Here is a 21,503-nt window from a genome sequence, read left to right as displayed (position 1 = left end):
TCAGTGGTTTCACCGCGGCGCCGAGGCCTGTGAGCACTCACACAAAGTCTCTTGGCACTCACTCATCTTTGAACAGGCGCCCTGTACTCCACTCTCTCAGCCGCAGGCGTGCAGTCAGTTTGCCCTGTGGCCATATGGAAGGATCCATTCGTTGAGCGAATCATCCGCTGACCTCGCCGGCATGAAGCTGGTTGAACTCAAGTCGGTCGCGAGCAAGCTGGGCATCAAGGGCACCTCTGCCATGCGCAAGGGCGACCTTGTGAGCGCCATTCAAGCCGCCGGTGGGGGCCGCCCCAGGCAGGAACGCCCGCAGCAGGACCGGCCCCGGCAGGAGCCGCAGGAGCAGAACTCCGGGGACAACCCTGACCAGCGCGGCGATCAGGACGGCGGCCGGAGCAACAACCGCCGTCGCCGTAACCGCGATCGGGGGGTGCCGCAGGAGACCATCGCCGAAGTGGGCAACCTGCTCGAGCAGGCCAAGGGCGGCCAACAGCAGAGCGCGCCGGCCTCGGCGCCGTCCGGCTCGGCGCCCTCCGGCTCGGTCACGGTCGACTCCGGTAGCTACGACGACGAGGCGGGAGGCTCGCGCCGCAGCCGCCGTCGGCGCAACCGCGAGCGTCCCAACAACCGCAATACGCGTTCGGGTCGTGGTGGGCAGGGCATGGACCGGATGGACACCGAGCCCACCATCGCCGAGGATGACGTGCTCGCCAACATCACCGGCATCGTCGACATCCTCGACAACTACGCCTTCGTACGCACCACCGGCTACCTGCCCGGTCCGAGCGACGCTTTCTTGTCCATGTCGACGGTCCGCAGGTTCGGCCTGCGCCGCGGCGACGTGATCGCCGGCGCCATCCGCACACCCAAGGAGGGCGAGCGCAAAGAGAAGTACAGCCCGGTGGTCCGCCTTGACTCGATCAACGGCGACGACCCCGAGAAGGCCAAGGGGCGCCCCGAGTTCGCCAAACTGACGCCGCTGTATCCGCAGGAGCGGCTCCGCCTCGAGACGGTCCAGACGAACCTCACCGGCCGCATCATCGACATGGTCTCGCCGATCGGTAAGGGCCAGCGCGGCCTCATCGTGTCCCCGCCCAAAGCCGGCAAGACGATGATCATGCAGGCCATCGCCAACGCGATCGCCGCCAACAACCCGGAGGTCCACCTCATGGTGGTGCTGGTGGACGAGCGCCCCGAGGAGGTCACCGATTTCCAGCGCACCGTCTCCGGAGAGGTGATCGCCTCGACGTTCGACCGGCCCGCTGAGGATCACACGATGATCTCCGAGCTCGCCATCGAGCGGGCCAAGCGGCTGGTCGAACTGGGCCACGACGTCGTCGTGCTGCTCGACGGCATCACGCGGCTCGGCCGCGCCTACAACCTCGCTGCCCCCGCGTCGGGACGCATCCTGTCCGGTGGCGTCGACTCCGCAGCGCTCTACCCGCCGAAGAAGTTCTTCGGAGCCGCCCGCAACATCGAGGACGGCGGCTCGCTCACCATCCTGGCCACAGCGCTCATCGAGACCGGGTCCAAGATGGACGAGGTCATCTTCGAGGAGTTCAAGGGCACCGGAAACATGGAGCTCAGGCTTCGTCGGGAGCTGGCCGACAAGCGCATCTTCCCCGCCATCGACGTCGACGCCTCCGGCACGCGCCGCGAGGATCTGCTGCTCGGCCGCGACGAACTCAACATCGTCTGGAAGCTGCGCAAGGCCCTATCCGGGCTCGATGATCAGCAGGCGTTGGAGACGCTCAAGTCCCGGATGCAGAAGACGCCCAGCAACCACGACTTCCTGTTGAGCGTCATGAAGACCACCCCGGCGGCCGACGGCTGAGCCGCCGACTTGGAGAATGCGCCCTGAGCGGGCAGAATTGATTGCTGCGCCGGTTCACGCTAACTCCAGCGACCCGGCCCACCTCAGTCTTAAGGAGACCATCATGAAGCAGGGAATCCACCCTGACTACGTTGAGACCAACGTGCACTGCACCTGCGGGAACAAGTTCACCACCCGCAGCACCTCCAAGAAGGGCGACCTGAGCGCGGACGTGTGCGCCGAGTGCCACCCCTTCTACACCGGCAAGCAGAAGATCCTCGACACCGGTGGTCGCGTGGCTCGCTTCGAGAAGCGCTACGCCAAGAAGTAGCAACATCCATCGGACGCTGGGACGGGCACTGCCCCCCAGCGTCCGATTGTTTCTGCTCACACTTTTCCGAAGGACCCCACGATGTTCGAGAACGCCCAGCCGCTGATCGAGGAGTTCCGTGATCTGGAACTCCAACTCGCAGACCCGGCACTGCACGGTGACATGGCGCGCTCCCGGCGCGTAGGACGTCGCTACGCGGCGCTTCGCCCCATCGTCGAGGGGATCGACGAGTTCCGGCGGCTCAGCGGCGACCGCGAAGCGGCCGCCGAACTGGCCACGGTCGATCCGTCCTTCGCCGACGAGGTCACCGAGCTCGACGCGGCGCTCGCCGTGGCCACCGGCAAACTGACGAAGCTGCTCGCCCCCAGGGACCCCAACGACGATGCCGACGCGCTCGTGGAGATCAAGTCGGGCGAGGGCGGCGACGAGTCGGCCCTGTTCGCCGCCGACCTGCTGAAGATGTACACGAAGTACGCCGAGCAGGCCGGATGGAAGGTGGAGATCCTCGACGCCCAGGAGACCGACCTCGGCGGGTACAAGTCGATCACCGTTGCGGTCAAGGGCGGCGCCCAGCAGGAGCACGCCCCTTATGGGCGGCTGAAGTTCGAAGGCGGCGTCCACCGCGTCCAGCGGGTACCGGTCACCGAATCCCAGGGCCGGATCCACACGTCGGCCGCCGGCGTTCTGGTCATGCCAGACGTCGAGGCCGACGAGGTGGAGATCAACGACGACGACCTGCGCATCGACGTGTACCGGGCCTCGGGGCCGGGCGGCCAGGGCGTCAACACCACCGACTCCGCCGTGCGGATCACACATCTGCCCTCCGGGACGGTGGTGAGCTGCCAGAACGAGCGCTCCCAGCTGCAGAACCGCGAGTCCGCCCTGCGGATGCTGCGCGCCCGGCTCATCCAGCTGGCTGAAGCCGAGGCCGCGGCCGCCGCGTCGGACGCGCGGAAGTCCCAGATCCGCACCGTGGACCGCTCCGAGCGCATCCGCACCTACAACTTCCCGGAGAACCGGATCACCGACCACCGGATCGGCTACAAGGCCCACAACCTCGACCAGGTGCTCGAGGGCTCGATCGCGCCGCTGCTCGACGCTCTGGCGGAGCAGGATCTCGCCGAACGCCTGGCCGGGGTGGGCGGGTGACCGAACTCGTCCACGAGATCGCCGGTCTGCTCGGCCGTTCGGGGGTGGCCAGCCCCGCGCCGGAGGCCCGGACCCTCGTCGCCCACGTCCTGGGCGTGGAGCCGCGGGACCTGCTGCGTGTCCGCGGCGTCAGCGATGAACAGCGCGCCATGATCGACGCGCTCGCGGCCCGGCGGGCCGCCGGCGAACCGCTGCAGCACATCACCGGGCTTGCCTACTTTCGGTACGAGACGCTCAGCGTGGGCCCCGGGGTGTTCATCCCGCGCCCCGAGACCGAGGAGATGGTCGGCTGGGCGCTCTCCGAGCTGGCCCGCCGGCCAGTGGGGGCACGCAGGGTCGTCGAACTCTGCGCCGGATCGGGCGCGATCACAGCAGCGCTGGCCAGGGAACTCGGCGGTCTCGACCTGTACGCCGTCGAGCTCTCCGCGGACGCGTTCGGCTACCTGGAGCGCAACCTCGAGGCCGTGGACGTCCACCTCGTGCTGGGCGACATGGCCAGCGCGTTTCCGGAGCTGGACGGCACCGTCGACCTCGTCATCGCCAACCCCCCGTACATCCCGGAGGCGCACCGGGTGATCCTGCCCGACGATGTGGTGCTGCACGACCCGCACCTGGCCCTGTTCTCCGGTGCGGACGGGCTCGATGCGCTGCGCGTCGTGGCCGAGACATCCTCCAGGCTCCTGAAGCCCGGCGGCCTCGTGGCCGCCGAGCACGACGAATCCCACGCGGAGGACGTGGTGAGGCTGTTCGCCGACGGCTTCCACGACGTCACATCCCGACGCGACCTCACGCGCCGTCCGCGCTACGTCACCGCCGTCCGATCGTGGCAGGATTGACCCGTGACTGAACCCGCCCGCGTCTACTCCCTGCCCGCCGACGAGGCCAACGCCCTCACCGACGCCGCCGAGGCCGTGCGCGCTGGCCAGTGCATCGTGCTGCCCACCGACACGGTCTACGGGATCGGCGCCAACGCGTTCGACGGCGACGCGGTGCAGCGGCTGCTGGACGCCAAGGAGCGCGGCAGGGACATGCCCCCGCCGGTCCTCATCGCCGAGCCGTCGATGCTCAGAGCCATCGCCGACGACATCCCCGCCGCGGCCACGGCCCTGGCCAAGGCCTTCTGGCCGGGCGCGCTCACGCTGATCCTCAAGGCGCAGCCGAAGTCGGGCATGAACCTCGGCGATACCGGGGGCACGGTCGCCGTGCGGGTGCCCGATCACGACGGCGCCCGCGCGCTGCTCCGCCGCACGGGACCCCTGGCCGTGAGCTCCGCCAACGTATCGGGCCAGCCCGCTGCGACCACCGCCGACGAGGCGCGGGAGCAGCTGGGTGACCGCGTCGCGGTTTACCTCGACGCCGGGCCGGTGGCCGGGGGAGTGGCCTCCACCATCGTCGACTTCGCCTCGAGCAGCGAGGGCAGGATCCTCCGCCAGGGGGCGCTGGAGTTGGACCAGCTGCGCGAGATCGCGCCCGAGATCGAGAGCTGACGCCCACGTGCGCGAGTACCTGCTCGTGTTCCTGGTGGCGGCAGGGGTGACCTACCTGCTGGCCGGGATCTTCCGCAGCCTCGCCGTTCGCACCGGGGCGCTGGCCCCGGTTCGCAACCGTGACGTCCACACCCACCCCATTCCCTACTTCGGCGGGATAGCGATGTTCGGCGGGCTCGCGGTGGCGTTCCTCCTCGCGCTCCAGATGCCGTTCCTGGGCCGCTACACCGCGGTCGAGCACGACGCCTACGCCGTCCTCTGGGCCGGACTGGTCATCTGCGTCGTCGGCGTGCTCGACGACAAGTACGACCTGCCCGCGCTGGTGAAGCTCGGCGGGCAGGTCCTGGCCGCCGGCGTCGCGGTGCTCCAGGGAGTGAGGATCTACTGGATCCCACTCCCGGACCGGATCGTGGCGCTCGACGACTCGCTCAGCATCCTGGTGACCGTCTTGTTCATCGCGATCTGCGTCAACGCGGTCAACTTCGTCGACGGTCTGGACGGCCTGGCCGGGGGCATCGTCGCGATCGGGTCCGGCGCCTTCTTCAGCTACACCTACGTGCTCGCCTACGAGCAGGAGCTGGCCCGGGCCACGACGGCCAGCCTCATCACCGTGGCCACCTGCGGCATCGCCGTGGGCTTCCTCGGCCACAATCTCCATCCGGCGAAGATGTTCATGGGGGATTCCGGCGCGATGCTGCTGGGCCTCCTCATGGCGATGAGCGCCGTCTCCTTCACCGGACAACTCGATCCGAGCGCCATTGCCGCTGGGGGCGCGTTCCTCCCGGCGATCCTGCCCATCCTGCTCCCGGTGGCGGCGCTGGCCCTGCCGTTCCTCGACCTCGTGCTCGCCTGGGCCCGCCGCGTCTGGGCAGGCCAGCACCCGTTCGCCGCCGACAAGCTGCACCTCCACCACCGCCTGCTGGCACGCGGCCACTCCCATTGGGGGGCGGTGCTGCTCATGTACGGCTGGACCGCCGTCGTGTCGGTGGGGCTCGTCGTGATCGCGCTGGTCCAGGGGTACAGCGCGTGGTGGATCGGGGCGATGCTGGTCATCCTGCTGGCGCTCACCATCAGGCCCGTGCGCAGCGCGCCGCCGGAGCTCGGCGGCGCCTCCTCCGACGTCGTCGATCCGGTGCGCCGTGGCTAGGGCCAACGTGACGCCCGCGACCCGGCGGGCGACGCAGATGATGGTCGGTGGGCTCGTCGCCGGACACGTCGTCGGTCTCACCATCCTCGGGCTGGCGCTCGCGCTCGGCGGTCCCAGCGCTGCGGTGACGGCCGCCCTGGGTTTCGCCGCTGTGGTCATCTTCTACGCCATCGGACAGGCGCTCGAGGTCGTGGCTTCCGAACTGGAGGTCTACCAGGGGCTCGGGTTGGTCATGGTCAGCTACGCCGTGCGGGTGGTCGGGATCGCGGCCGGCCTCTGGTTCGCGCTCAGCCACCCCGCCGTCGCCCCGCACGTGCGGGACGGGTGGCTCGTGCTGAGCGTGGCGGGCACGGTGATCGCATGGGTCACCGGCGTGGTGCTGGTGGCCTCGCGGCAGCATGTGCCCGTCTACGACTCCGAGTACCGGCCCCCGTCGGCGGACGTCAGCTGAACGGATGTGAAACAGCGCTGGGTTTCCGCTAGGCTCGCTCACAACATGGGCAGTACTCCGGGTAACGAGTCAGAAGAATCTGGCACGTCCCGTTCCGAAGACGGAATGGTGGTGCTCAGTTACCTGCTCAGCGGGATCATCCTCTACGGTGGCCTCGGTTGGGCTGGCGATCACTTCTTGAAAACGTCGTGGTTGCTGCCGGTCGGTCTCATCCTGGGGCTGGTCACCAGCATCTATCTGATCATCAAGCGATACGGGAGCGGTACGTGAGGTTTGGGCTACTTCCGATGGAGACCGGCGGCGGTTATGAGCCTCCGGGCACCAAGGACTTCCTGTGGGACTCCATCTGGCCCGGCGTGCTGCCGGACTGGGTGAACAAGCCCCTCCTCCAAGCCATCATCGGCGCACTGCTCGTCATCGCGTTGTGGTGGGTCGCCTCGCGCAACCTCAAGATCAAGCCCGGCAAGGGCCAGTTCCTCGCGGAGTACGTTTACGAGTTCATCCGCAACGGCATCGCGCGCGACATCCTGCACAGCGACTTCCGCAAGTTTCTGCCCTACCTGCTCGGCCTGTTCTCCTTCCTACTGGTCAACAACTGGTTCGGGCAGTTCTTCTTCTTCATGTATCCGACGTTCTCCAACGTCGGCTACGCCTACGGGCTCGCCATCCTGTCCTGGTTGGTCTATGTCGGCGCCGGCTTCAAGAAGTGGGGCTTCGGCGGCTTTCTCAAGAAGTCGCTGGTCCCGGACGGCGTGCCCTTCTACCTGTTGCCCCTGGTCGTGCCGCTGGAGTTCCTGGCGACCTTCATCACCCGCCCCATCACGCTGGCGCTGCGTCTCTTCGCGAACCTGTTCGCGGGACACCTGGTGGTCGTGGTCTTCGTCGTCGGCGGCGGCTGGCTGCTCACGCAGCAGGACAACCTCTTCTACAACGTTTCCGGCGGCGTCTCGATGGCGTTCAGCCTCATCATCCTCTGCCTGGAGCTGTTCATCGGCGCCCTGCAGGCCTACATCTTCACCGTTCTCACCGCCCAGTACGTGTCGACCTCGATCGCCGAGGCGCACTGACCCGACCAGACTTCTACCCCGGACTGACCAGTTCTAGAAGCCATCCGAAAGGAAAACAATGTCCCTCCTCGAAATCACCGGCAACCTCAACATGATCGGGTACGCGATCGCCACGATCGCCCCCGCCCTCGGCGTTGCCTGGATCTTCGCGTCGGTCATCAACGGCACCGCCCGTCAGCCTGAGGCTCGTGGCGCCATGATGAGCACCGCCTTCATCGGCTTCGCCGTCGTTGAGGCCCTCGCCATCATCGCCATCGCGCTCGCCTTCGTCCTCTGAGGTAGCTCATGGTCCCCACTGTTGGGGTGCTGCAGGAGACCCTCGGGCCTCTTGCGCCCCACTACTGGTCTGAGGTCATTGCAGGCATCCTGCTGATGCTCCTCATCTACGTGATCATGCGTAAGTTCGTGGTCCCGGCCTTCGAGACGATGTACGCCGAGCGGGCGAACAGGATCGAAGGCGGGATGCAGCGCGCCGCCGAGGCCGAGGCCAGGGCGGAGGCTGCGCTCGCGGAGTACAACGATCAGCTCAACGCCGCCCGCGAAGAGGCCGCACGCATCCGCGAGGATGCGAAGAACCAGTCGGCGATGATTGTCGCCGAGGCGCGGGAGAAGGCCTCGAAGGAATCCCAGCGGATCCTCGAGTCCGGCCGCGTCCAGCTGGAGGCGGAGCGTGCGCAGCTCGTCAGCGAGTTGCGCGGCGAGGTGGGCGGCATGGCCACCCAGCTTGCGGGCAAGATCGTCGGTGAGTCGCTCTCCGACGACGAGCGCGCGATGCGCACGATCGATCGGTTCCTGGCTGAGCTCGAGTCGGCAGGTCAGCCCCGATGACGGCCCGCGACGCGGCAATCGCTGAGTTGGATCGCGCCGTGGACGGACTCGGGGCGGGCGCTTCGGCGGCCGAGCTCTTCGCCGTCGTCGACGTGCTCGACGCCCAGCCCTCGCTGCGTCGTTCCCTCTCCGACCCGTCTGCCTCCGACGATCAGCGCGCAGGGCTCGCCCGTCGGCTGTTCGGGGGGAAGCTCGGTGCCGAGAGCGTCGCCGTCATCGGCGAGGTGGTCAAGGCTCCCTGGGGCACTGGTCAGCGCATGGCGTCGGCCCTTGAACGGCAGGCCGTGCGGTTGGCGCTGAAGACCGCGGTCGACAACGGCAACCTCGCCGACGTCGTGGCGCAGTTGAACTCGCTGGCCGCTGCGGTCTCGTCGTCCCACGAGCTCAACGCCGCGCTCCGCGACCGGAGCTACCCGGTGGCGGCGAAGCAGGAGTTGATCGACCGGCTGATCGCCGGGCAGGCGCTCCCCGCCACTCGCACGCTCGCCTCGCGGGCGGTGAAGGCGCGGCGGCGGAACTTCACCGTGACGCTGCAGTCGTACCTCGAGATGGCCGCCGGCCTGTTGGGCACGAAGATCGCGCGAGTCACCGTCGCCCGGCCCCTCGACCAGGCGCGGATCGACCGTCTCAAGGCCGCCCTGGAGGCCCAGACCGGGACACCGATCAGCATCCAGATCGAGGTCGACCCCGCTGTGATCGGCGGCCTGAGCGTGGCCATCGGCGACGACGTCATCGAATCAACCGTTGCGGGGCGCCTCGAACAGGCCCGCCGGCAACTCATCAACTTGTGATTTAGGAAAGAGAACGCAATGGCTGAACTCACCATCAGTCCGGAAGAGATCCGGTCAGCACTGGACGACTTCGTCCAGTCCTACCAGCCGGAGGCTGCGACGAAGACTGAGGTCGGCACTGTCGTGACCTCGGGCGACGGCATTGCCCGCGTCGAAGGACTGCCCTCCGCGATGGCGAACGAGCTGTTGCGCTTCGAGAACGGGACACTGGGCATCGCCCTGAACCTGGACGAGCGCGAGATCGGCGTCGTGGTGCTCGGTGACTCCGAGGGCATCGACGAGGGATCCGTCGTCCACGGGACCGGAGACGTCCTGTCCGTCCCCGTCGGTGATGGCTACCTGGGCCGCGTCGTCGACGCGATGGGTAACCCCATCGACGGTCTGGGCGAGATCACGGATCTGGACGGCCGTCGCGCCCTCGAGCTCCAGGCCGCCGGCGTCATGGACCGTCAGGAGGTGCGCGAGCCCCTTCAGACCGGACTCAAGGCCATCGACGCGATGATCCCGATCGGCCGCGGCCAGCGTCAGCTGATCATCGGTGACCGCAAGACGGGCAAGACCGCCATCGCGATCGACGCGATCATCAACCAGAAGGCCAACTGGGAGTCGGGCGATCCCAAGAAGCAGGTCCGCTGCATCTACGTTGCCGTCGGGCAGAAGGGCTCCACGATCGCCGAGGTGCGCGGAGTGCTGGAGAATGCCGGGGCGCTGGAGTACACGACCATCGTGCACGCGCCCGCCTCCGACCCCGCAGGCTTCAAGTACATCGCCCCGTACGCAGGCTCTGCCATCGGCCAGCACTGGATGTACCAGGGGAATCACGTCCTCATCGTGTTCGACGACCTCACCAAGCAGGCCGAGGCCTACCGGGCCATGTCGCTGCTGCTGCGTCGCCCGCCGGGCCGCGAGGCCTACCCGGGTGACGTGTTCTACCTCCACTCCCGTCTGCTCGAGCGCTGCGCGAAGCTCTCGGACGAGCTGGGCGGAGGCTCGATGACCGGTCTGCCGATCATCGAAACGAAGGCCAACGACGTCTCGGCCTACATCCCGACCAACGTGATCTCGATCACCGACGGCCAGATCTTCCTCCAGTCCGACCTCTTCAACGCCAACCAGCGCCCCGCTGTTGACGTCGGTGTGTCGGTCTCCCGCGTCGGTGGTGCTGCGCAGGTCAAGGCCATGAAGCAGGTGTCCGGCTCGCTGAAGATTAGCCTGGCCCAGTACCGCGACATGCAGGCGTTCGCCATGTTCGCCTCGGATCTCGACGCCGCCACCCGGCGCCAGCTCGACCGGGGTGCCCGCCTCACCGAGCTGCTCCGCCAGGGCCAGTACGCTCCGTACCCGGTCGAGGACCAGGTGGTCAGCGTGTGGTCCGGCATCGAAGGCCACTTCGACGACGTGCCCGTCGACGACGTGCTGCGATTCGAGCAGGAGTTCCTCGACCACCTCCGGCACAACAGCGACGTGCTCCAGGCCATCGCCGGCGACTTCCAGTTCGGGGACGAGCGCAAGGAGTCCGTCGTGGCGGCGCTCACCGATTTCAAGAAGGTGTTCCGCACGTCCGAGGGCAAGCTCCTCGTGGGTCACGAGGAGTACAAGCCGCTTGAGGACGAGGAAATCGGCCAGGAGACGATCGTCCGCCAGAAGCGGGGTTAAGACGGATGGCTAGCAGTCTGCGCGAGCTTCGCGAGCGTCGAAGGTCAGTTTCGACGACCAAGAAGATCACTCGCGCCATGGAGCTCATCGCGGCGTCGCGCATCATCAAGGCCCAGCAGGCCGCGCGCGCCGCCGACCCCTACACCCGCGAGTTGACCAAGGCCGTCTCGGCCCTGGCCGACGTCAACGACCTCGAGCACCCGCTGCTGCGCGACGTTGAGGAACCCCGCCGCTCGGCGATGCTCATCATCACGTCGGACCGCGGCCTGGCGGGCGCCTACTCGTCCAACGTCATCAAGGCGGCCGAGCAGTTGCACGCCAAGCTCGTCGGTGAGGGCCAGGAGGTCGTCCAGTACATCGCCGGTCAGAAGGGCGTGGCGTACTTCGATTTCCGCCAGCGACCGATCGAGGAGAGCTGGACCGGATTCTCGGACCGGCCCACGGCGGCCAACGCCAAGGAGATCGCCGACGTCCTGTTGGAGAAGTTCCTGGCTCCAGTGGAGGAGGGCGGCGTCGAGCAGCTGCACATCGTCAGCACGCGCTTCGTCTCGATGCTGACGCAGACTGCCACCGCCCGCCGACTGCTGCCGTTGGTCGTGGAGGACGCCCCCGTCGGCGAAGAGCCCGACTCGGAGCTCAACCCCTTCTACGACTTCGAGCCGAACGCGCAGGAGGTGCTCGATGCGCTGCTGCCGATGTTCGTCACCAACCGCATCTACACCGCCCTTCTGCAGGCGGCGGCGTCGGAGCTCGCCAGCCGCCAGCGGGCGATGAAGTCGGCCACCGACAACGCGCAGGCGCTCATCGAGCAGCTCACGCGCGAGGCGAACCAGGCCCGCCAGGCCGAGATCACCCAAGAAATCACTGAAATCGTCGGTGGCGCCTCGGCGCTCGCCGAAACAGCCGGAAACGAATGAGGTAACTAATGACTGCCACTGCAAGCGACACCGCACAGGCCACCACCGGTGGCGTCGGCCGCGTTGCCCGCGTGATCGGCCCGGTCGTGGACGTCGAGTTCGCGGCTGATCAGATCCCCGAGATCGGCAACGCGCTGCTCGTCGACACCGAGGTCATGGGCGAGAAGCGCACCATGACGATGGAGACCGCACTCCACGTCGGTGAGAACCTCGTGCGTGCCATCGCGCTCAAGCCCACCGACGGCATGCGCAGGGGGGCCGAGGTGCGCGACACGGGCGCGCCCATCAAGGTCCCGGTGGGTGACATCACCAAGGGGCACGTCTGGAACGTGACCGGTGACGTGCTCAACGTCGACCCCTCGACCATCGAGATCACCGAGCGCTGGCCCATCCACCGCCCCGCCCCGAAGTTCGACGCGCTCGAGTCGCGCACCGAGATGCTGGAGACCGGCATCAAGGTGCTCGACCTGCTGACCCCCTACGTGAAGGGCGGCAAGATCGGCCTGTTCGGCGGCGCCGGCGTCGGCAAGACAGTGCTCATCCAGGAGATGATCTACCGCATCGCCCACAACTTCGGCGGCACCTCAGTGTTCGCCGGCGTGGGGGAGCGCACCCGTGAGGGCAACGACCTCATCAACGAGATGGAAGAGGCGGGCGTCCTCAAGGACACCGCGCTCGTCTTCGGCCAGATGGACGAGCCGCCGGGCACCCGCCTGCGCGTCGCGCTGTCGGCGCTGACGATGGCCGAGTACTTCCGCGACGTCCAGAACCAGGACGTGCTGTTGTTCATCGACAACATCTTCCGGTTCACCCAGGCAGGGTCCGAGGTGTCGACGCTGCTCGGCCGCATGCCGTCGGCCGTGGGCTACCAGCCGAACCTTGCCGACGAGATGGGCCAGCTGCAGGAACGGATCACCTCGACGAAGGGCCACTCGATCACCTCGATGCAGGCGATCTACGTGCCCGCCGACGACTACACCGACCCCGCGCCTGCCACGACGTTCGCCCACCTGGACGCCACGACGGAGCTGTCGCGAGAGATCGCGTCGCGAGGCCTCTACCCGGCCGTCGATCCGCTCACGTCGTCGTCGCGCATTCTGGATCCGCAGTACATCGGCCAGGACCACTACGACACTGCGGTGCGCGTCAAGCAGATCCTGCAGCGCAACAAGGAGCTTCAGGACATCATCGCCATCCTCGGCATCGACGAGCTCGGCGAAGAGGACAAGATCATCGTCAACCGCGCCCGCCGCATCCAGCAGTTCCTCTCGCAGAACACCTACATGGCGGAGAAGTTCACGAACATCCCGGGCTCCACGGTGCCGCTGGCGGACACGATCGAGGCGTTCCAGATGATCGTGCGCGGAGATGTCGATCACATCGCCGAGCAGGCCTTCTTCAACGTGGGCGGCATGGACGACGTGATGGCCAACTGGTCGAAGATCCAGAAGGAGAACTGAGCCGATGGAGCGCCCCCCGCTTGAGGTCGAGGTCGTCTCGGCCGAGCGCGTCGTCTGGTCCGGCGAGGCGGTCAACGTCGTCGCCCGGACCGTCGAGGGCGACATCGGCATCCTGCCCGGCCACGAGCCGCTCCTCGCGGTCCTCGTGCCGTGCCTGGTCGAGATCGTGACCGCGGACGGTCGCAGCGAGTCCCTCGCGGTCGACGGAGGCTTCATCTCCGTGGCCAACGGCCACGTCTCTGTGCTCAGCCAGACCGCTGAGCTGGGCAAGGAGATCAGCCTCGAGGACGCCCGGAAGGAACTCGCCCCGATCGAACTCAAGGCCCAGCAGGGTCAGGCGGACGACGCGGAGATCCACCGTCTCAAGATGCTCAAGGCACAGATTCGCGCGGGCGAACGGGCTACGAGCTGACAGACCACCACCGCTCAGGGCGGCTTCCTCCGGGAAGCTGCCCTGAGTGCATATAGCGGAAGGGAGCAGCCATGCCATGGCAGATCGCCGTCACCACGGTTGCGGTTGTGGCCGTCGTCCTGCTCCCCTTCGTGCTGCTCTACATCCGCCGCCGCTGGCTCACCGGCCAGGGCGGCCTTTTTGATTGTGCGTACCGGGTCAGGGATGACGCACCCGGGGTCGGTTGGGTGCTGGGCATGGCCCGCTACCGGGGCGAGGATCTCGAATGGTTCCGGGCCTTCTCGTTCAGCCTGAAGCCCAAGGTGACGTTTCAGAGGGCCAGCACGGGGTTCATCCATCAACGTCACCCCGAGGGCATCGAGGCCGTTGCGCTGTTCGAGGCGTCAATGATCGTCACGGTCCGCGACCGGCTCACCCGCAGGGTGCATTCGCTGGCGATGGCACCGGAGTCGGTCATGGGGCTCATGAGCTGGCTTGAGTCGGCACCGCCGGGCAGTCACTATCTGCCCACCAGCGCCGACACGCCCGGCTGACGGCTCCTAGGGCTTCTCCCGGTCCGTCCCGGGGACCCACAGCACCTCGTGCTCGGTTCCGTTCGCGGCGCGGGCCATGATGAACAGCAGGTCGGACAGCCGGTTGAGGTAGGTGATGGCCAGCGGGTTGACGCTGCCTTCGCCGTCGAGACCGAAGACCTCGGCGCAGCGCCACGCGGCGCGCTCCGCTCTGCGCGCGATCGTGCGGGCGACGTGCAGCTGGGCACCGCCGACGTTGCCGCCGGGCAGGATGAAGCTCCGCAGCACGGTGAGATCCTCCTGCAACTCGTCGCAGTAGGCCTCCAGCCTGTCGATCGAGGGCTGCTCGATGCGCAACGGCGCCCACTGGGGGGACGGGTCATAGGGCGTGGACAGGTCAGCGCCGACGTCGAACAACTCGTTGCGGATGAGCGCGAGCATCTCGACCACGCGGTCCGGGAGACCTCCGTGGGCGACGGCCAGACCTATGGTGGAGTTCGTCTCGTCGACGTGCCCGTAGGCCTCGACCCGCAGGTCGGTCTTGGGCACCTCGGAGTTGTCCGAGAGGCGGGTCTGCCCGGCATCGCCGGTGCGGGTATAAATCTTGGAGAGCGTGACCATGGGTCCAATCTATGCCAAGGTTGGCGGGTGCAGATTCGACCGATCATCCTGGCGACCCTGGCGAGCGCACTGACGCTGACCGCGTGCGGGGACGCCAACCAGTCCAACCGTGACCCGGTGGCCGTGGGCGACACGGTCACCTGCGAGTACCCGGAGGATGGGGCCCCCGCACGTCCCGTCGATCCGCCGCCGACCGACAACGTGCCCGCGACGGGGGAGGTGGCGGTCACGCTGCAGCTGACGGCCGGTGACATCAACATCCAGATGGACCGGGCCAAGGCACCCTGCACGGTGAACTCCTTCGTGTCACTGGCCGAGCAGGGTTACTTCGACGACACCGATTGCCACCGCCTCACGGACATGGGCATCTTCGTCCTCCAGTGCGGCGACCCCACCGCCACCGGGACGGGCGGGCCCGGCTACACGATCCGCGACGAGGTCTCGAGCGACCTCACGTACCCCGCGGGTACCGTCGCGATGGCCAAGCGCCAGCCCCCGAACACTGGTGGCTCGCAGTTCTTCCTGGTCTGGGCCGACACTGATCTGCCACCCGAGTACACGGTGTTCGGCACCATGGACCAGGCAGGCATCGATGTGGTGGGGGGCATCGCCGCCCAGGGCGTCGACGGCACCGACGGCGTCTCCCCGAACGCTGAGGCGCGAATCACCAGCGTCACCCTCGGCTGAGGCCCCTCGATACGGTCGCTCGTTCCTCGCTCCCTACTCGGGGAGACGTGCTTGGTCTCCCTGAGTAGCGGCCGTGAGGGACGAGCGGCTGGTCCTACACGTCTCCCTGAGTAGCGGCCGTGAGGGACGAGCGGTCGCGTATCGAAGGGCTCGTAACATCACCGCTCACCCGCGCTTCGGCTTCTTAGAAAGCTGTCGCAGGTCCTCCCAGCGGCCCTCGATGAGCGCCAACTTCTTCGCCCTGCTCCAGCGCTTGACCTTCATCTCGGCGTCGAACGCCTCCACCACGCTGTCGAACTCTTCCGCATAGACCAGGCGGAACGGTCGGCGTCTCTGCGTGTAACTGTGGGCCGAGCCGTTCCAATGCTGTTCGATGCGTGCGCCCAGGTCGAACGTGGAGCCCACGTAGTAGCTGCCGTCGGCGCATTCCAGGATGTACATGTGTGGCATCTGTCCATCCTCACCAATCCGTGGGTCGCCGGGGCTGTCATCCAGGGGACTGTGGACAACTTCCACGACCCGGGTGTGCGTGTGGGTGCGGGTGCCCCTCGATACGGTCGCTCGTTCCTCGCTCCCTACTCGGGGAGACGTGGTGGCGTCGCTCGTTCCTCGCTCCCTACTCGGGGAGACCTATCCCGTTTCCCTGAGTAGCGGCCGTGAGGGACGAACGGCCGCGAAGGTCTTATGGTCTGTCAAGTGGTGTGGGGGAGGTTGTTGAGGTCTGTTTGGAGGGCGGTCCAGAGGTCTCGGGTGACGTGTCGTTTGAGTGCTCGGATGGCTTCGGAGCGGGTCTTTCCTTCGGATACTCGGCGTTGGATGTAGGTCTTGGATCGCGGGTCGGTTCCGAGGCGTCCGATGACGACGCGGTGGATGACGCTGTTGGCTTGCCGGTCGCCCGAGCGCGACAATCTCCACCGGCTGGACTTTCCGGATTGAACGGGCAGTGGTGCCACGCCGACAAGTTTGGCGAACGCGTCACCGGAGGTGATCCGGCCGGGGTGACCGGCGGTGATCAACAACTGGGCAGTGGTCACTGGCCCGACATGATGCTGGGCCAGCAGGGTCGGCGCGATCGGGGTGAGGATCCTGAGCAGTTGCGCATCGATCTCGACGATGGCCCGATCATGGTCGAGGCAGGCACGGGCGAGGTCCCTGAGGGCGAGTTTGTAACTGTTGACAGGGTCGTGGAGACGAGTCAGGTCGGGACGCCACGCGGCGATCCGGGCCAGTTTCTGGGCCGAGTTCAACCCCCGCACCTGGTCAGCGAGGTCGTCGGGACAGGTCACCAGCATCCCGCCTACACGGCCCCAGGCCCGCTGCCTGGAGCTCCGGTGATGGGCCCGCAGCACCATCAACGGTCGTAGCGCGGCGATCGCGGGATGATAGTGCTTGGCTAGGCCCTTCTGGGTGCCGGCCGCCGCCGCGGTCGCCGCCCGGTACGCGTCGAGCTCATCGGTCTTCCCGTGCCGGGCCCGGTCACCTCGTTCGGTGTGGTTGATCTCGATCACCTCGATCCCGGCAGCATGCAACACGGCGCTCAACCCGGCACCATAGGTGCCGGTCTGTTCCACCCCGGCCCGCGAGACCCTGCCATGACCCACAGCCCAGTCCAGCAACTCAAGATAGCCGGCCGGGGTGGCCGGGAACTGCTGGTCAGCCACCGGAGCACCGGTCGCCGCATCCACCAACGCCGCGCGATGGATGTCCAGATGGGTATCGATACCCACCACCACCGATCCTGATGGGGGGTTGCGGTGACGGCGCGTGTGTGATGTCTTGTACATGTTGCCTCCCTCAAGGCTTGTCACTATCAGCCGGGAGGGATGGCTCAGCAGGCCGGGGACCGGAGCACTACAGAGATGAGCCCCACACACGCGGGGCACGGTCTTATCAAGCTACCGCCCCGGCCTGACCCATCCCCCAACCCGCACGCGGGTCAGACACCGGCCCGGATCTCCCAGGGATCAACGAGGCAGGGCACATCGCAGCAACGCCCTCCAGGGCAGTATCGAAGACAGCCACCACCACAAGACCACCGGAAAGCCCGGCACCCTCATCCTTGCTGATCCCCGGGAAACCCGGTACCCCCAATCCTCTCTGTATCGAAGAGCTCGTTCCTCGTCAGAGTTCGGTGAGGAAGTGGCGGACGACCGTGACGAAGGCGTCGGGGTCGTCGGAGTGCACCCAGTGGCTGGCGTTCTTGAGGGTCAGCTGGAGGACCCGAGGGAACAGCTCGCGCATCGGGGCGAGATGCTCGGGCTGGACGTAGGGGGAGCGGCCCCCGTTGACCCACAGGACGGGGCCGTCGTAGACGCCCTCGATCCGCGGCCAGCCGCCGACGTCGTGGAGATGGTCGCCCAGCAGGTCGAGGTTCGGCAGCCAGGACCAGGAATCACCCTTGTGACGCAGGTTCTGCAGGAGGAAACGCCGGATGCGATCGGTGGGGATGAGTTCGGTGAGCGCCTCGTCCGCGTAGGAACGGCTGGTCACCTCGTCGAGGTTCAGTTGGCGCAGCGCGGCGACCAAGTTGACGAACTCGGCGGCCGAGACGTTGCGGGCCGGGGAGATGTCCACGACCATCAGCCGGTCGAGCAGCTCGCCCCGACGCAGTGCGATCCGCATGCCCAGCTTGCCGCCCAGCGAATGGCCGACCAACGCGACCGGGGCGTCGAAGGCATCGGCGATCCAGTCCGCCACCGCGTCGGCCTGGTTGTCGAGGCTGAACGTCTCCGTCCACGGCGAGCGGCCATGGTTGGGCAGATCCACCAGGTGGCTGGTGGCGATGTCGGAGATGTCATTGGCGATCCCACCGAAGTTCTTTCCCTGGCCGAACAGGCCGTGCAGGAAGACCACGTGGGTCGGGCCGGAACCGATCACCTTCTCGTGCAGCTTCATCGCGACGCACCCCAGCAGTGGGTGTGCCAGTGGCGGCGCGCCTCGATGCCCTCATCAGCCCCGTAGGGCGCAACAGAGGGCCACGCCACCACGTGCGCGGTGCCGGGGGCCACCCGCTGCTGGCACCCGGGGCAGCGGTACTCCTTCTGCGCGCGTCCGGCTGGGACGGCACGGACGATGTACTCCACGCCGGAGCGGACCACCCGACGTTGCGCGCCGCCCGCGAGGAGCGGCCTCGGGGCGCGCAGATGCTTGGACTGTCGTCGTGCCATCAGAAGAGTCTCTCGTCGGCGTTGTCGAGGCCTCTCAGCGCGTCGTAGTCGATCGTGCGGCACGCGATGCCGCGGTCGGAGGCGAGCGTGCGCGCCTGCGGTTTGATCTGCTGGGCCGCGAAGACCCCGCGCACCGGTGCCAGCTGTGGATCGCGGTTCATGAGATCCAGGTAGCGGGTCAGCTGCTCGACGCCGTCGATCTCGCCGCGGCGCTTGACCTCGACCGCGACGTACCCCTCGCCGTCTCGCAGGAGGAGGTCCACTGGGCCGATCGGCGTGAGGTACTCGCGTTGGACCAGCTTCAGCCCGTCGCCCAGCGCCGCCGGGTGCTCGGCCAGCAGCGCCTGCAGGTGCGCCTCCACCCCGTCCTTCTGCAGACCTGGGTCCACACCCAGTTCGTGGGCCGAGTCGTGGATGACGTCGGCCACAGAAATGTGGAGGGTGTCGCCGTCCCTACTGCGTACCTGCCAGACCTCGGTCACCCCGAGCGCCTCCGCGGCCTCGGGGTCGGGTGGCGTCACGGACAGGGTGCACGGGGGGCTCATCCAGTTGAGCGGCTTGTACGCGCGGTCGTCGGCGTGGATGGAGACCGACCCGTCGGCCTTCACCAGGATCAGCCGGGTGGCCATGGGGAGATGGGCTGTCAGTCGGCCGACGTAGTCGACCTGGCAGCGGGCAATGACCAAACGCACCTCGCTAACCTACCCAGCGCCTCACGAAGCGTCCAGCGCGGGCTGGACGATCTCGCGGAAGAGCAGCAGCACTGCGGCAAGCGTGGGGATGGCGATGACGGCGCCGATGACGCCGAATAACATGCCGCCGATGATGGCCGACAGCACCACGAGGGCGGCCGGCACCTTCACTGTGCGCCGCATCACGTTGGGGTACAGCACGTAGGCGTCGAACTGCTGGTAGATGAGGAAGTAAATGATCGTCGCGATGCCGATGGCGGGGCTGACGGCGAAGCCGACGAGCGCGACTGCGGCCATCGCGAGGAATGAACCGACCACCGGGATGAAACAGAACATCGCCACGACGAACGCCAATGCCAGCGAGTACTCACCCAGCCCCGCGATGTTCATGAAGATGAACGCCGCCACGGACGCCACCGACACGATCACGAACATTCCCGTGATGTAGCCGGAGACGCCGCGGAAGATCTCGTCGGCGAGGTACCGGGCGCGCGGCCGACGGCTGGCCGGTGCGAAGGCGTAGATCGTCTCCTTGATGGTGGGCAGCGACGCGAGGAAGTAGATCGTCAGGACCACAGTGACGATGACCGAGAAGACGAGATTGGCCACCAGCCTGCCGGCCCCCCACAGTCCGCCGAACAGGCTGTTGAGGAGGGTTCCGGACGTGATGAAGTCCTGGGCCTGCGCGACGATGTCGTACTGTTCGTCGAGCTCCGCGAGTTGGGGCTGCTGAGCGAGGTTGTTGAGCAGCCCGGGCAGGTTCCGCATCAGCGTTGTGGTCTGTTGCGTGAGCACCGGGACCAGCGCCGTGACGCCGAGCGCGATGACGGCCAGCATGGCGATGGTGACGACGGTGACGGCGAAGGGCCGCGGCATCCGACGTCGGGTGAAGAACTCGACGGCAGGGCTGAGTCCGAGCGCCAGGAACATCGCCATCACAACGAGGATGAGCACGCTCTGGACGGTCAGGACGGCCTGGGCAAGCGCGAGGGCGACCAGTACGCCGACAGCGCCGAGGAAGCCGAACTTGAACGGCGACGGCGCGGACCTGGCGCTCAGGTCATGAAGGATCGGCGGAACCGGTTCGATCACCTCGATCGGGCGGGGCGTGAGGATCACGCGGGCACCCCGGCCGGCGGTGCCGAACAGCCGGCGCAGCGCACTGCGCACCCGGCGCCGACGCGAAGGTCGTGGGGCTGGGAGCTGCTCGGGCTGGGAGTCGGGGTCGGTCACTGATCGCCGTCAGACCCGATCACAGTGGTGGCCTCATCAGCGAACTGGGCGTCCGACTCCTCGGCCAGGGCGCGGAGGTTGCTCAGCTGCGCCAGGGCCGACGATCGTCTTGACTCGAGCGTGGCGATCTCGCGCTGCAGCTGCTCGCGACGCCACGCCAACTGCTCCTCGAGCGCCGCCTCGGCGTCCTTCGCGCGGTTGCGCATCGTCGTGAGCGTCTCCTCGCTCTGCCTTGTGGCGGCCAGCCGGAGATCCTCGGCGTCCTTCACCGCGGCGGCCCGGATCTTGTCCGCCTCCACCCGCGCCTCTGCGGCGCGAACGGAGGCCGCCTCAGCGTCCCGCTCCGCCTGCGCAAGGCGGTCGTCGATGGCCTTCTGTGCCTTTTCGGCTGCCTCGGTGACGGTCTGGAGCGACTTCTCAGCGTCCTGGCGCGCGCTCAGGACGATCTCCGCGGCGGAACGCTCGGCCTCGGCGAGTCGTCGGTTGGACTCGCTGCGGGCTGACTCGAGGATGCTCTCGGCCTTGGCCTCGGCCGCCCCCACGATCGCGCCGGCCCTCGACCTCGCGTCCCCGACGATCAGGTCGGCATCACGGCGCGCTTTCTCGAGCGCCGCCTTGCCTGCTTCGCCCTGCTCCTGGCGGAGCTGGCGCAGACCGGCTAGGCCTGTGATCCGGACGTCGTCCGCCTCCTGTTGGGCTGACTCGCGCAGCACTGAGGCGGTACGCCGGGCCTCGGTCTTGATGCGCTCGGCCTCGTGCTCAGCCCGGTCGACGATGTCGACGGCCTGGGCTTCAGCGGCGCGCAACAGCCCAGTCGCGTGGGCACCCAGGCGGGTGAAGTCGGTGGTGCCGACCTCCTGGCGGACGTACTGGACCTCGCGGGTCTGTTGGCGCACCTCCGCCCGGAGCGAGGCGAGTTCGGACTCCAACTCCCGGACGTAGCTATCCACCGAGAGCTTGTCGTAGCCGAGCATGGCATGCGGGAAGCTGCCCGCTGCCGAGGCCTTGTCGTTGAAGAGGTTGAGGCCGGTCAGCTCGGTGTTCTCGGTGTGCTCGTCGGTCACGTCCACGATCCTTTCCCG

General features: G+C 67.5%; 25 protein-coding genes and 1 pseudogene. 18 read left to right on the top strand and 8 right to left on the bottom strand.

What is annotated here, in order from left to right; translation table 11 throughout:
- Positions 1 to 181: 181 nt before the first annotated feature.
- From rho to RPIT_RS06600, 17 genes and pseudogenes are all read left to right on the top strand, one after another.
- Positions 182 to 1,834, top strand: a complete 1,653-nt coding sequence (gene rho / locus RPIT_RS06675) for a transcription termination factor Rho (RefSeq protein WP_077344241.1) — start codon at positions 182 to 184, stop codon at positions 1,832 to 1,834.
- A 103-nt stretch (positions 1,835 to 1,937) separates the two neighbouring features.
- Positions 1,938 to 2,144, top strand: a complete 207-nt coding sequence (gene rpmE / locus RPIT_RS06670) for a 50S ribosomal protein L31 (RefSeq protein WP_077341745.1) — start codon at positions 1,938 to 1,940, stop codon at positions 2,142 to 2,144.
- Positions 2,145 to 2,225: 81 nt separating this feature from the next.
- Entirely contained in the window at positions 2,226 to 3,293 is a 1,068-nt protein-coding gene (prfA, locus tag RPIT_RS06665; protein ID WP_077341743.1) for a peptide chain release factor 1, read from the top strand.
- Positions 3,290 to 4,129, top strand: a complete 840-nt coding sequence (gene prmC / locus RPIT_RS06660; RefSeq protein WP_077341741.1) for a peptide chain release factor N(5)-glutamine methyltransferase — start codon at positions 3,290 to 3,292, stop codon at positions 4,127 to 4,129. Before prfA ends, prmC begins: the two co-directional genes overlap by 4 nt.
- 48 nt (positions 4,130 to 4,177) lie before the next feature.
- Positions 4,178 to 4,771 (top strand): annotated as a pseudogene (locus RPIT_RS06655) (L-threonylcarbamoyladenylate synthase); the annotation flags it as partial.
- A 16-nt stretch (positions 4,772 to 4,787) separates the two neighbouring features.
- Positions 4,788 to 5,927: an MraY family glycosyltransferase gene (locus RPIT_RS06650; protein WP_077341737.1), complete on the top strand. Its 1,140-nt coding sequence runs from the start codon at positions 4,788 to 4,790 to the stop codon at positions 5,925 to 5,927.
- A gap of 7 nt (positions 5,928 to 5,934) precedes the next feature.
- Positions 5,935 to 6,378, top strand: coding sequence for a hypothetical protein (locus RPIT_RS06645; protein ID WP_077341735.1), 444 nt, complete (start codon positions 5,935 to 5,937; stop codon positions 6,376 to 6,378).
- Positions 6,379 to 6,423: 45 nt separating this feature from the next.
- On the top strand, positions 6,424 to 6,648 hold the full coding sequence (locus RPIT_RS14950) for an AtpZ/AtpI family protein (RefSeq protein ID WP_143028281.1): 225 nt from the start codon (positions 6,424 to 6,426) through the stop codon (positions 6,646 to 6,648).
- 17 nt (positions 6,649 to 6,665) lie between these two features.
- Positions 6,666 to 7,445, top strand: coding sequence for a F0F1 ATP synthase subunit A (gene atpB / locus RPIT_RS06640; RefSeq protein WP_077341733.1), 780 nt, complete (start codon positions 6,666 to 6,668; stop codon positions 7,443 to 7,445).
- Between the two features lie 58 nt (positions 7,446 to 7,503).
- The gene (gene atpE / locus RPIT_RS06635; RefSeq protein ID WP_076058514.1) at positions 7,504 to 7,722 is read left to right on the top strand and encodes an ATP synthase F0 subunit C; all 219 of its coding nucleotides are present in this window, start codon (positions 7,504 to 7,506) and stop codon (positions 7,720 to 7,722) included.
- A gap of 8 nt (positions 7,723 to 7,730) precedes the next feature.
- Positions 7,731 to 8,273, top strand: a complete 543-nt coding sequence (locus RPIT_RS06630; RefSeq protein ID WP_077341731.1) for a F0F1 ATP synthase subunit B — start codon at positions 7,731 to 7,733, stop codon at positions 8,271 to 8,273.
- Entirely contained in the window at positions 8,270 to 9,064 is a 795-nt protein-coding gene (locus RPIT_RS06625; RefSeq protein WP_077341729.1) for a F0F1 ATP synthase subunit delta, read from the top strand. Before RPIT_RS06630 ends, RPIT_RS06625 begins: the two co-directional genes overlap by 4 nt.
- Before the next feature lie 18 nt (positions 9,065 to 9,082).
- Positions 9,083 to 10,720, top strand: coding sequence for a F0F1 ATP synthase subunit alpha (atpA, locus tag RPIT_RS06620; protein ID WP_077341727.1), 1,638 nt, complete (start codon positions 9,083 to 9,085; stop codon positions 10,718 to 10,720).
- 5 nt (positions 10,721 to 10,725) lie between these two features.
- A complete protein-coding gene (locus tag RPIT_RS06615) occupies positions 10,726 to 11,637 on the top strand; it encodes a F0F1 ATP synthase subunit gamma (protein ID WP_077341725.1) in 912 nt (303 codons plus the stop codon).
- 8 nt (positions 11,638 to 11,645) lie between these two features.
- A complete protein-coding gene (gene atpD / locus RPIT_RS06610; protein WP_077341723.1) occupies positions 11,646 to 13,097 on the top strand; it encodes a F0F1 ATP synthase subunit beta in 1,452 nt (483 codons plus the stop codon).
- Between the two features lie 4 nt (positions 13,098 to 13,101).
- Complete coding sequence (locus RPIT_RS06605; RefSeq protein WP_077341721.1) at positions 13,102 to 13,509, top strand: F0F1 ATP synthase subunit epsilon; 408 nt, start codon at positions 13,102 to 13,104, stop codon at positions 13,507 to 13,509.
- A gap of 71 nt (positions 13,510 to 13,580) precedes the next feature.
- Positions 13,581 to 14,042 (top strand): DUF2550 domain-containing protein, encoded by a 462-nt coding sequence (locus RPIT_RS06600; protein ID WP_077341718.1) that lies wholly within the window; start codon positions 13,581 to 13,583, stop codon positions 14,040 to 14,042.
- 6 nt (positions 14,043 to 14,048) lie between these two features.
- Here RPIT_RS06600 and RPIT_RS06595 read toward each other — a convergent pair whose 3' ends face one another.
- Positions 14,049 to 14,642 (bottom strand): cob(I)yrinic acid a,c-diamide adenosyltransferase, encoded by a 594-nt coding sequence (locus tag RPIT_RS06595; RefSeq protein WP_077341716.1) that lies wholly within the window; start codon positions 14,640 to 14,642, stop codon positions 14,049 to 14,051.
- A 27-nt stretch (positions 14,643 to 14,669) separates the two neighbouring features.
- Here RPIT_RS06595 and RPIT_RS06590 point away from each other — a divergent pair, with 27 nt between their 5' ends.
- Entirely contained in the window at positions 14,670 to 15,329 is a 660-nt protein-coding gene (locus RPIT_RS06590) for a peptidylprolyl isomerase (RefSeq protein ID WP_077341714.1), read from the top strand.
- A gap of 165 nt (positions 15,330 to 15,494) precedes the next feature.
- On the opposite strand, the gene RPIT_RS06585 is transcribed toward RPIT_RS06590, so the two are convergent.
- The 7 genes from RPIT_RS06585 to RPIT_RS06555 form a co-directional block, all read right to left on the bottom strand.
- Positions 15,495 to 15,779 carry a GIY-YIG nuclease family protein gene (locus RPIT_RS06585; protein WP_077341712.1) on the bottom strand — a complete coding sequence of 95 codons (285 nt, stop codon included), beginning with the start codon at positions 15,777 to 15,779 and terminating at the stop codon, positions 15,495 to 15,497.
- A gap of 242 nt (positions 15,780 to 16,021) precedes the next feature.
- Positions 16,022 to 17,113 carry an IS110 family RNA-guided transposase gene (locus tag RPIT_RS06580; protein WP_077341710.1) on the bottom strand — a complete coding sequence of 364 codons (1,092 nt, stop codon included), beginning with the start codon at positions 17,111 to 17,113 and terminating at the stop codon, positions 16,022 to 16,024.
- Between the two features lie 337 nt (positions 17,114 to 17,450).
- Positions 17,451 to 18,224, bottom strand: a complete 774-nt coding sequence (locus tag RPIT_RS06575; RefSeq protein WP_077341708.1) for an alpha/beta fold hydrolase — start codon at positions 18,222 to 18,224, stop codon at positions 17,451 to 17,453.
- Positions 18,221 to 18,496 (bottom strand): hypothetical protein, encoded by a 276-nt coding sequence (locus tag RPIT_RS06570; protein ID WP_077341706.1) that lies wholly within the window; start codon positions 18,494 to 18,496, stop codon positions 18,221 to 18,223. The genes RPIT_RS06575 and RPIT_RS06570 overlap by 4 nt, the downstream gene beginning before the upstream one ends.
- Positions 18,496 to 19,188 (bottom strand): endonuclease NucS, encoded by a 693-nt coding sequence (nucS, locus tag RPIT_RS06565; protein ID WP_077341704.1) that lies wholly within the window; start codon positions 19,186 to 19,188, stop codon positions 18,496 to 18,498. Before nucS ends, RPIT_RS06570 begins: the two co-directional genes overlap by 1 nt.
- Before the next feature lie 21 nt (positions 19,189 to 19,209).
- Positions 19,210 to 20,421: an AI-2E family transporter gene (locus RPIT_RS06560; protein WP_077341702.1), complete on the bottom strand. Its 1,212-nt coding sequence runs from the start codon at positions 20,419 to 20,421 to the stop codon at positions 19,210 to 19,212.
- On the bottom strand, positions 20,418 to 21,485 hold the full coding sequence (locus RPIT_RS06555; protein WP_077341700.1) for a DivIVA domain-containing protein: 1,068 nt from the start codon (positions 21,483 to 21,485) through the stop codon (positions 20,418 to 20,420). Before RPIT_RS06555 ends, RPIT_RS06560 begins: the two co-directional genes overlap by 4 nt.
- Positions 21,486 to 21,503 lie beyond the last annotated feature (18 nt).

Origin of the sequence: Tessaracoccus flavus (assembly GCF_001997295.1) — a bacterium.
Classification (GTDB): domain Bacteria; phylum Actinomycetota; class Actinomycetes; order Propionibacteriales; family Propionibacteriaceae; genus Arachnia; species Arachnia flava.
The sequence above is the reverse complement of the archived record's forward strand: the minus strand, read 5'-3'. Positions and strand labels throughout refer to the sequence as shown.

Excerpts from the sequence above, each read along its gene's own strand:
- rho (WP_077344241.1), top strand. The coding sequence starts at position 182 with ATGAAGCTGGTTGAACTCAAGTCGGTCGCGAGCAAGCTGGGCATCAAG.
- RPIT_RS06605 (WP_077341721.1), top strand. The coding sequence starts at position 13,102 with ATGGAGCGCCCCCCGCTTGAGGTCGAGGTCGTCTCGGCCGAGCGCGTC.
- atpA (WP_077341727.1), top strand. The coding sequence starts at position 9,083 with ATGGCTGAACTCACCATCAGTCCGGAAGAGATCCGGTCAGCACTGGAC.
- RPIT_RS06630 (WP_077341731.1), top strand. The coding sequence starts at position 7,731 with ATGGTCCCCACTGTTGGGGTGCTGCAGGAGACCCTCGGGCCTCTTGCG.
- RPIT_RS06570 (WP_077341706.1), bottom strand. The coding sequence starts at position 18,496 with ATGGCACGACGACAGTCCAAGCATCTGCGCGCCCCGAGGCCGCTCCTC.
- prfA (WP_077341743.1), top strand. The coding sequence starts at position 2,226 with ATGTTCGAGAACGCCCAGCCGCTGATCGAGGAGTTCCGTGATCTGGAA.
- RPIT_RS14950 (WP_143028281.1), top strand. The coding sequence starts at position 6,424 with ATGGGCAGTACTCCGGGTAACGAGTCAGAAGAATCTGGCACGTCCCGT.
- atpE (WP_076058514.1), top strand. The coding sequence starts at position 7,504 with ATGTCCCTCCTCGAAATCACCGGCAACCTCAACATGATCGGGTACGCG.
- atpD (WP_077341723.1), top strand. The coding sequence starts at position 11,646 with ATGACTGCCACTGCAAGCGACACCGCACAGGCCACCACCGGTGGCGTC.
- RPIT_RS06615 (WP_077341725.1), top strand. The coding sequence starts at position 10,726 with ATGGCTAGCAGTCTGCGCGAGCTTCGCGAGCGTCGAAGGTCAGTTTCG.
- atpB (WP_077341733.1), top strand. The coding sequence starts at position 6,666 with ATGGAGACCGGCGGCGGTTATGAGCCTCCGGGCACCAAGGACTTCCTG.
- RPIT_RS06585 (WP_077341712.1), bottom strand. The coding sequence starts at position 15,779 with ATGCCACACATGTACATCCTGGAATGCGCCGACGGCAGCTACTACGTG.
- RPIT_RS06580 (WP_077341710.1), bottom strand. The coding sequence starts at position 17,113 with ATGTACAAGACATCACACACGCGCCGTCACCGCAACCCCCCATCAGGA.
- RPIT_RS06595 (WP_077341716.1), bottom strand. The coding sequence starts at position 14,642 with ATGGTCACGCTCTCCAAGATTTATACCCGCACCGGCGATGCCGGGCAG.
- rpmE (WP_077341745.1), top strand. The coding sequence starts at position 1,938 with ATGAAGCAGGGAATCCACCCTGACTACGTTGAGACCAACGTGCACTGC.
- RPIT_RS06600 (WP_077341718.1), top strand. The coding sequence starts at position 13,581 with ATGCCATGGCAGATCGCCGTCACCACGGTTGCGGTTGTGGCCGTCGTC.
- RPIT_RS06575 (WP_077341708.1), bottom strand. The coding sequence starts at position 18,224 with ATGAAGCTGCACGAGAAGGTGATCGGTTCCGGCCCGACCCACGTGGTC.
- RPIT_RS06625 (WP_077341729.1), top strand. The coding sequence starts at position 8,270 with ATGACGGCCCGCGACGCGGCAATCGCTGAGTTGGATCGCGCCGTGGAC.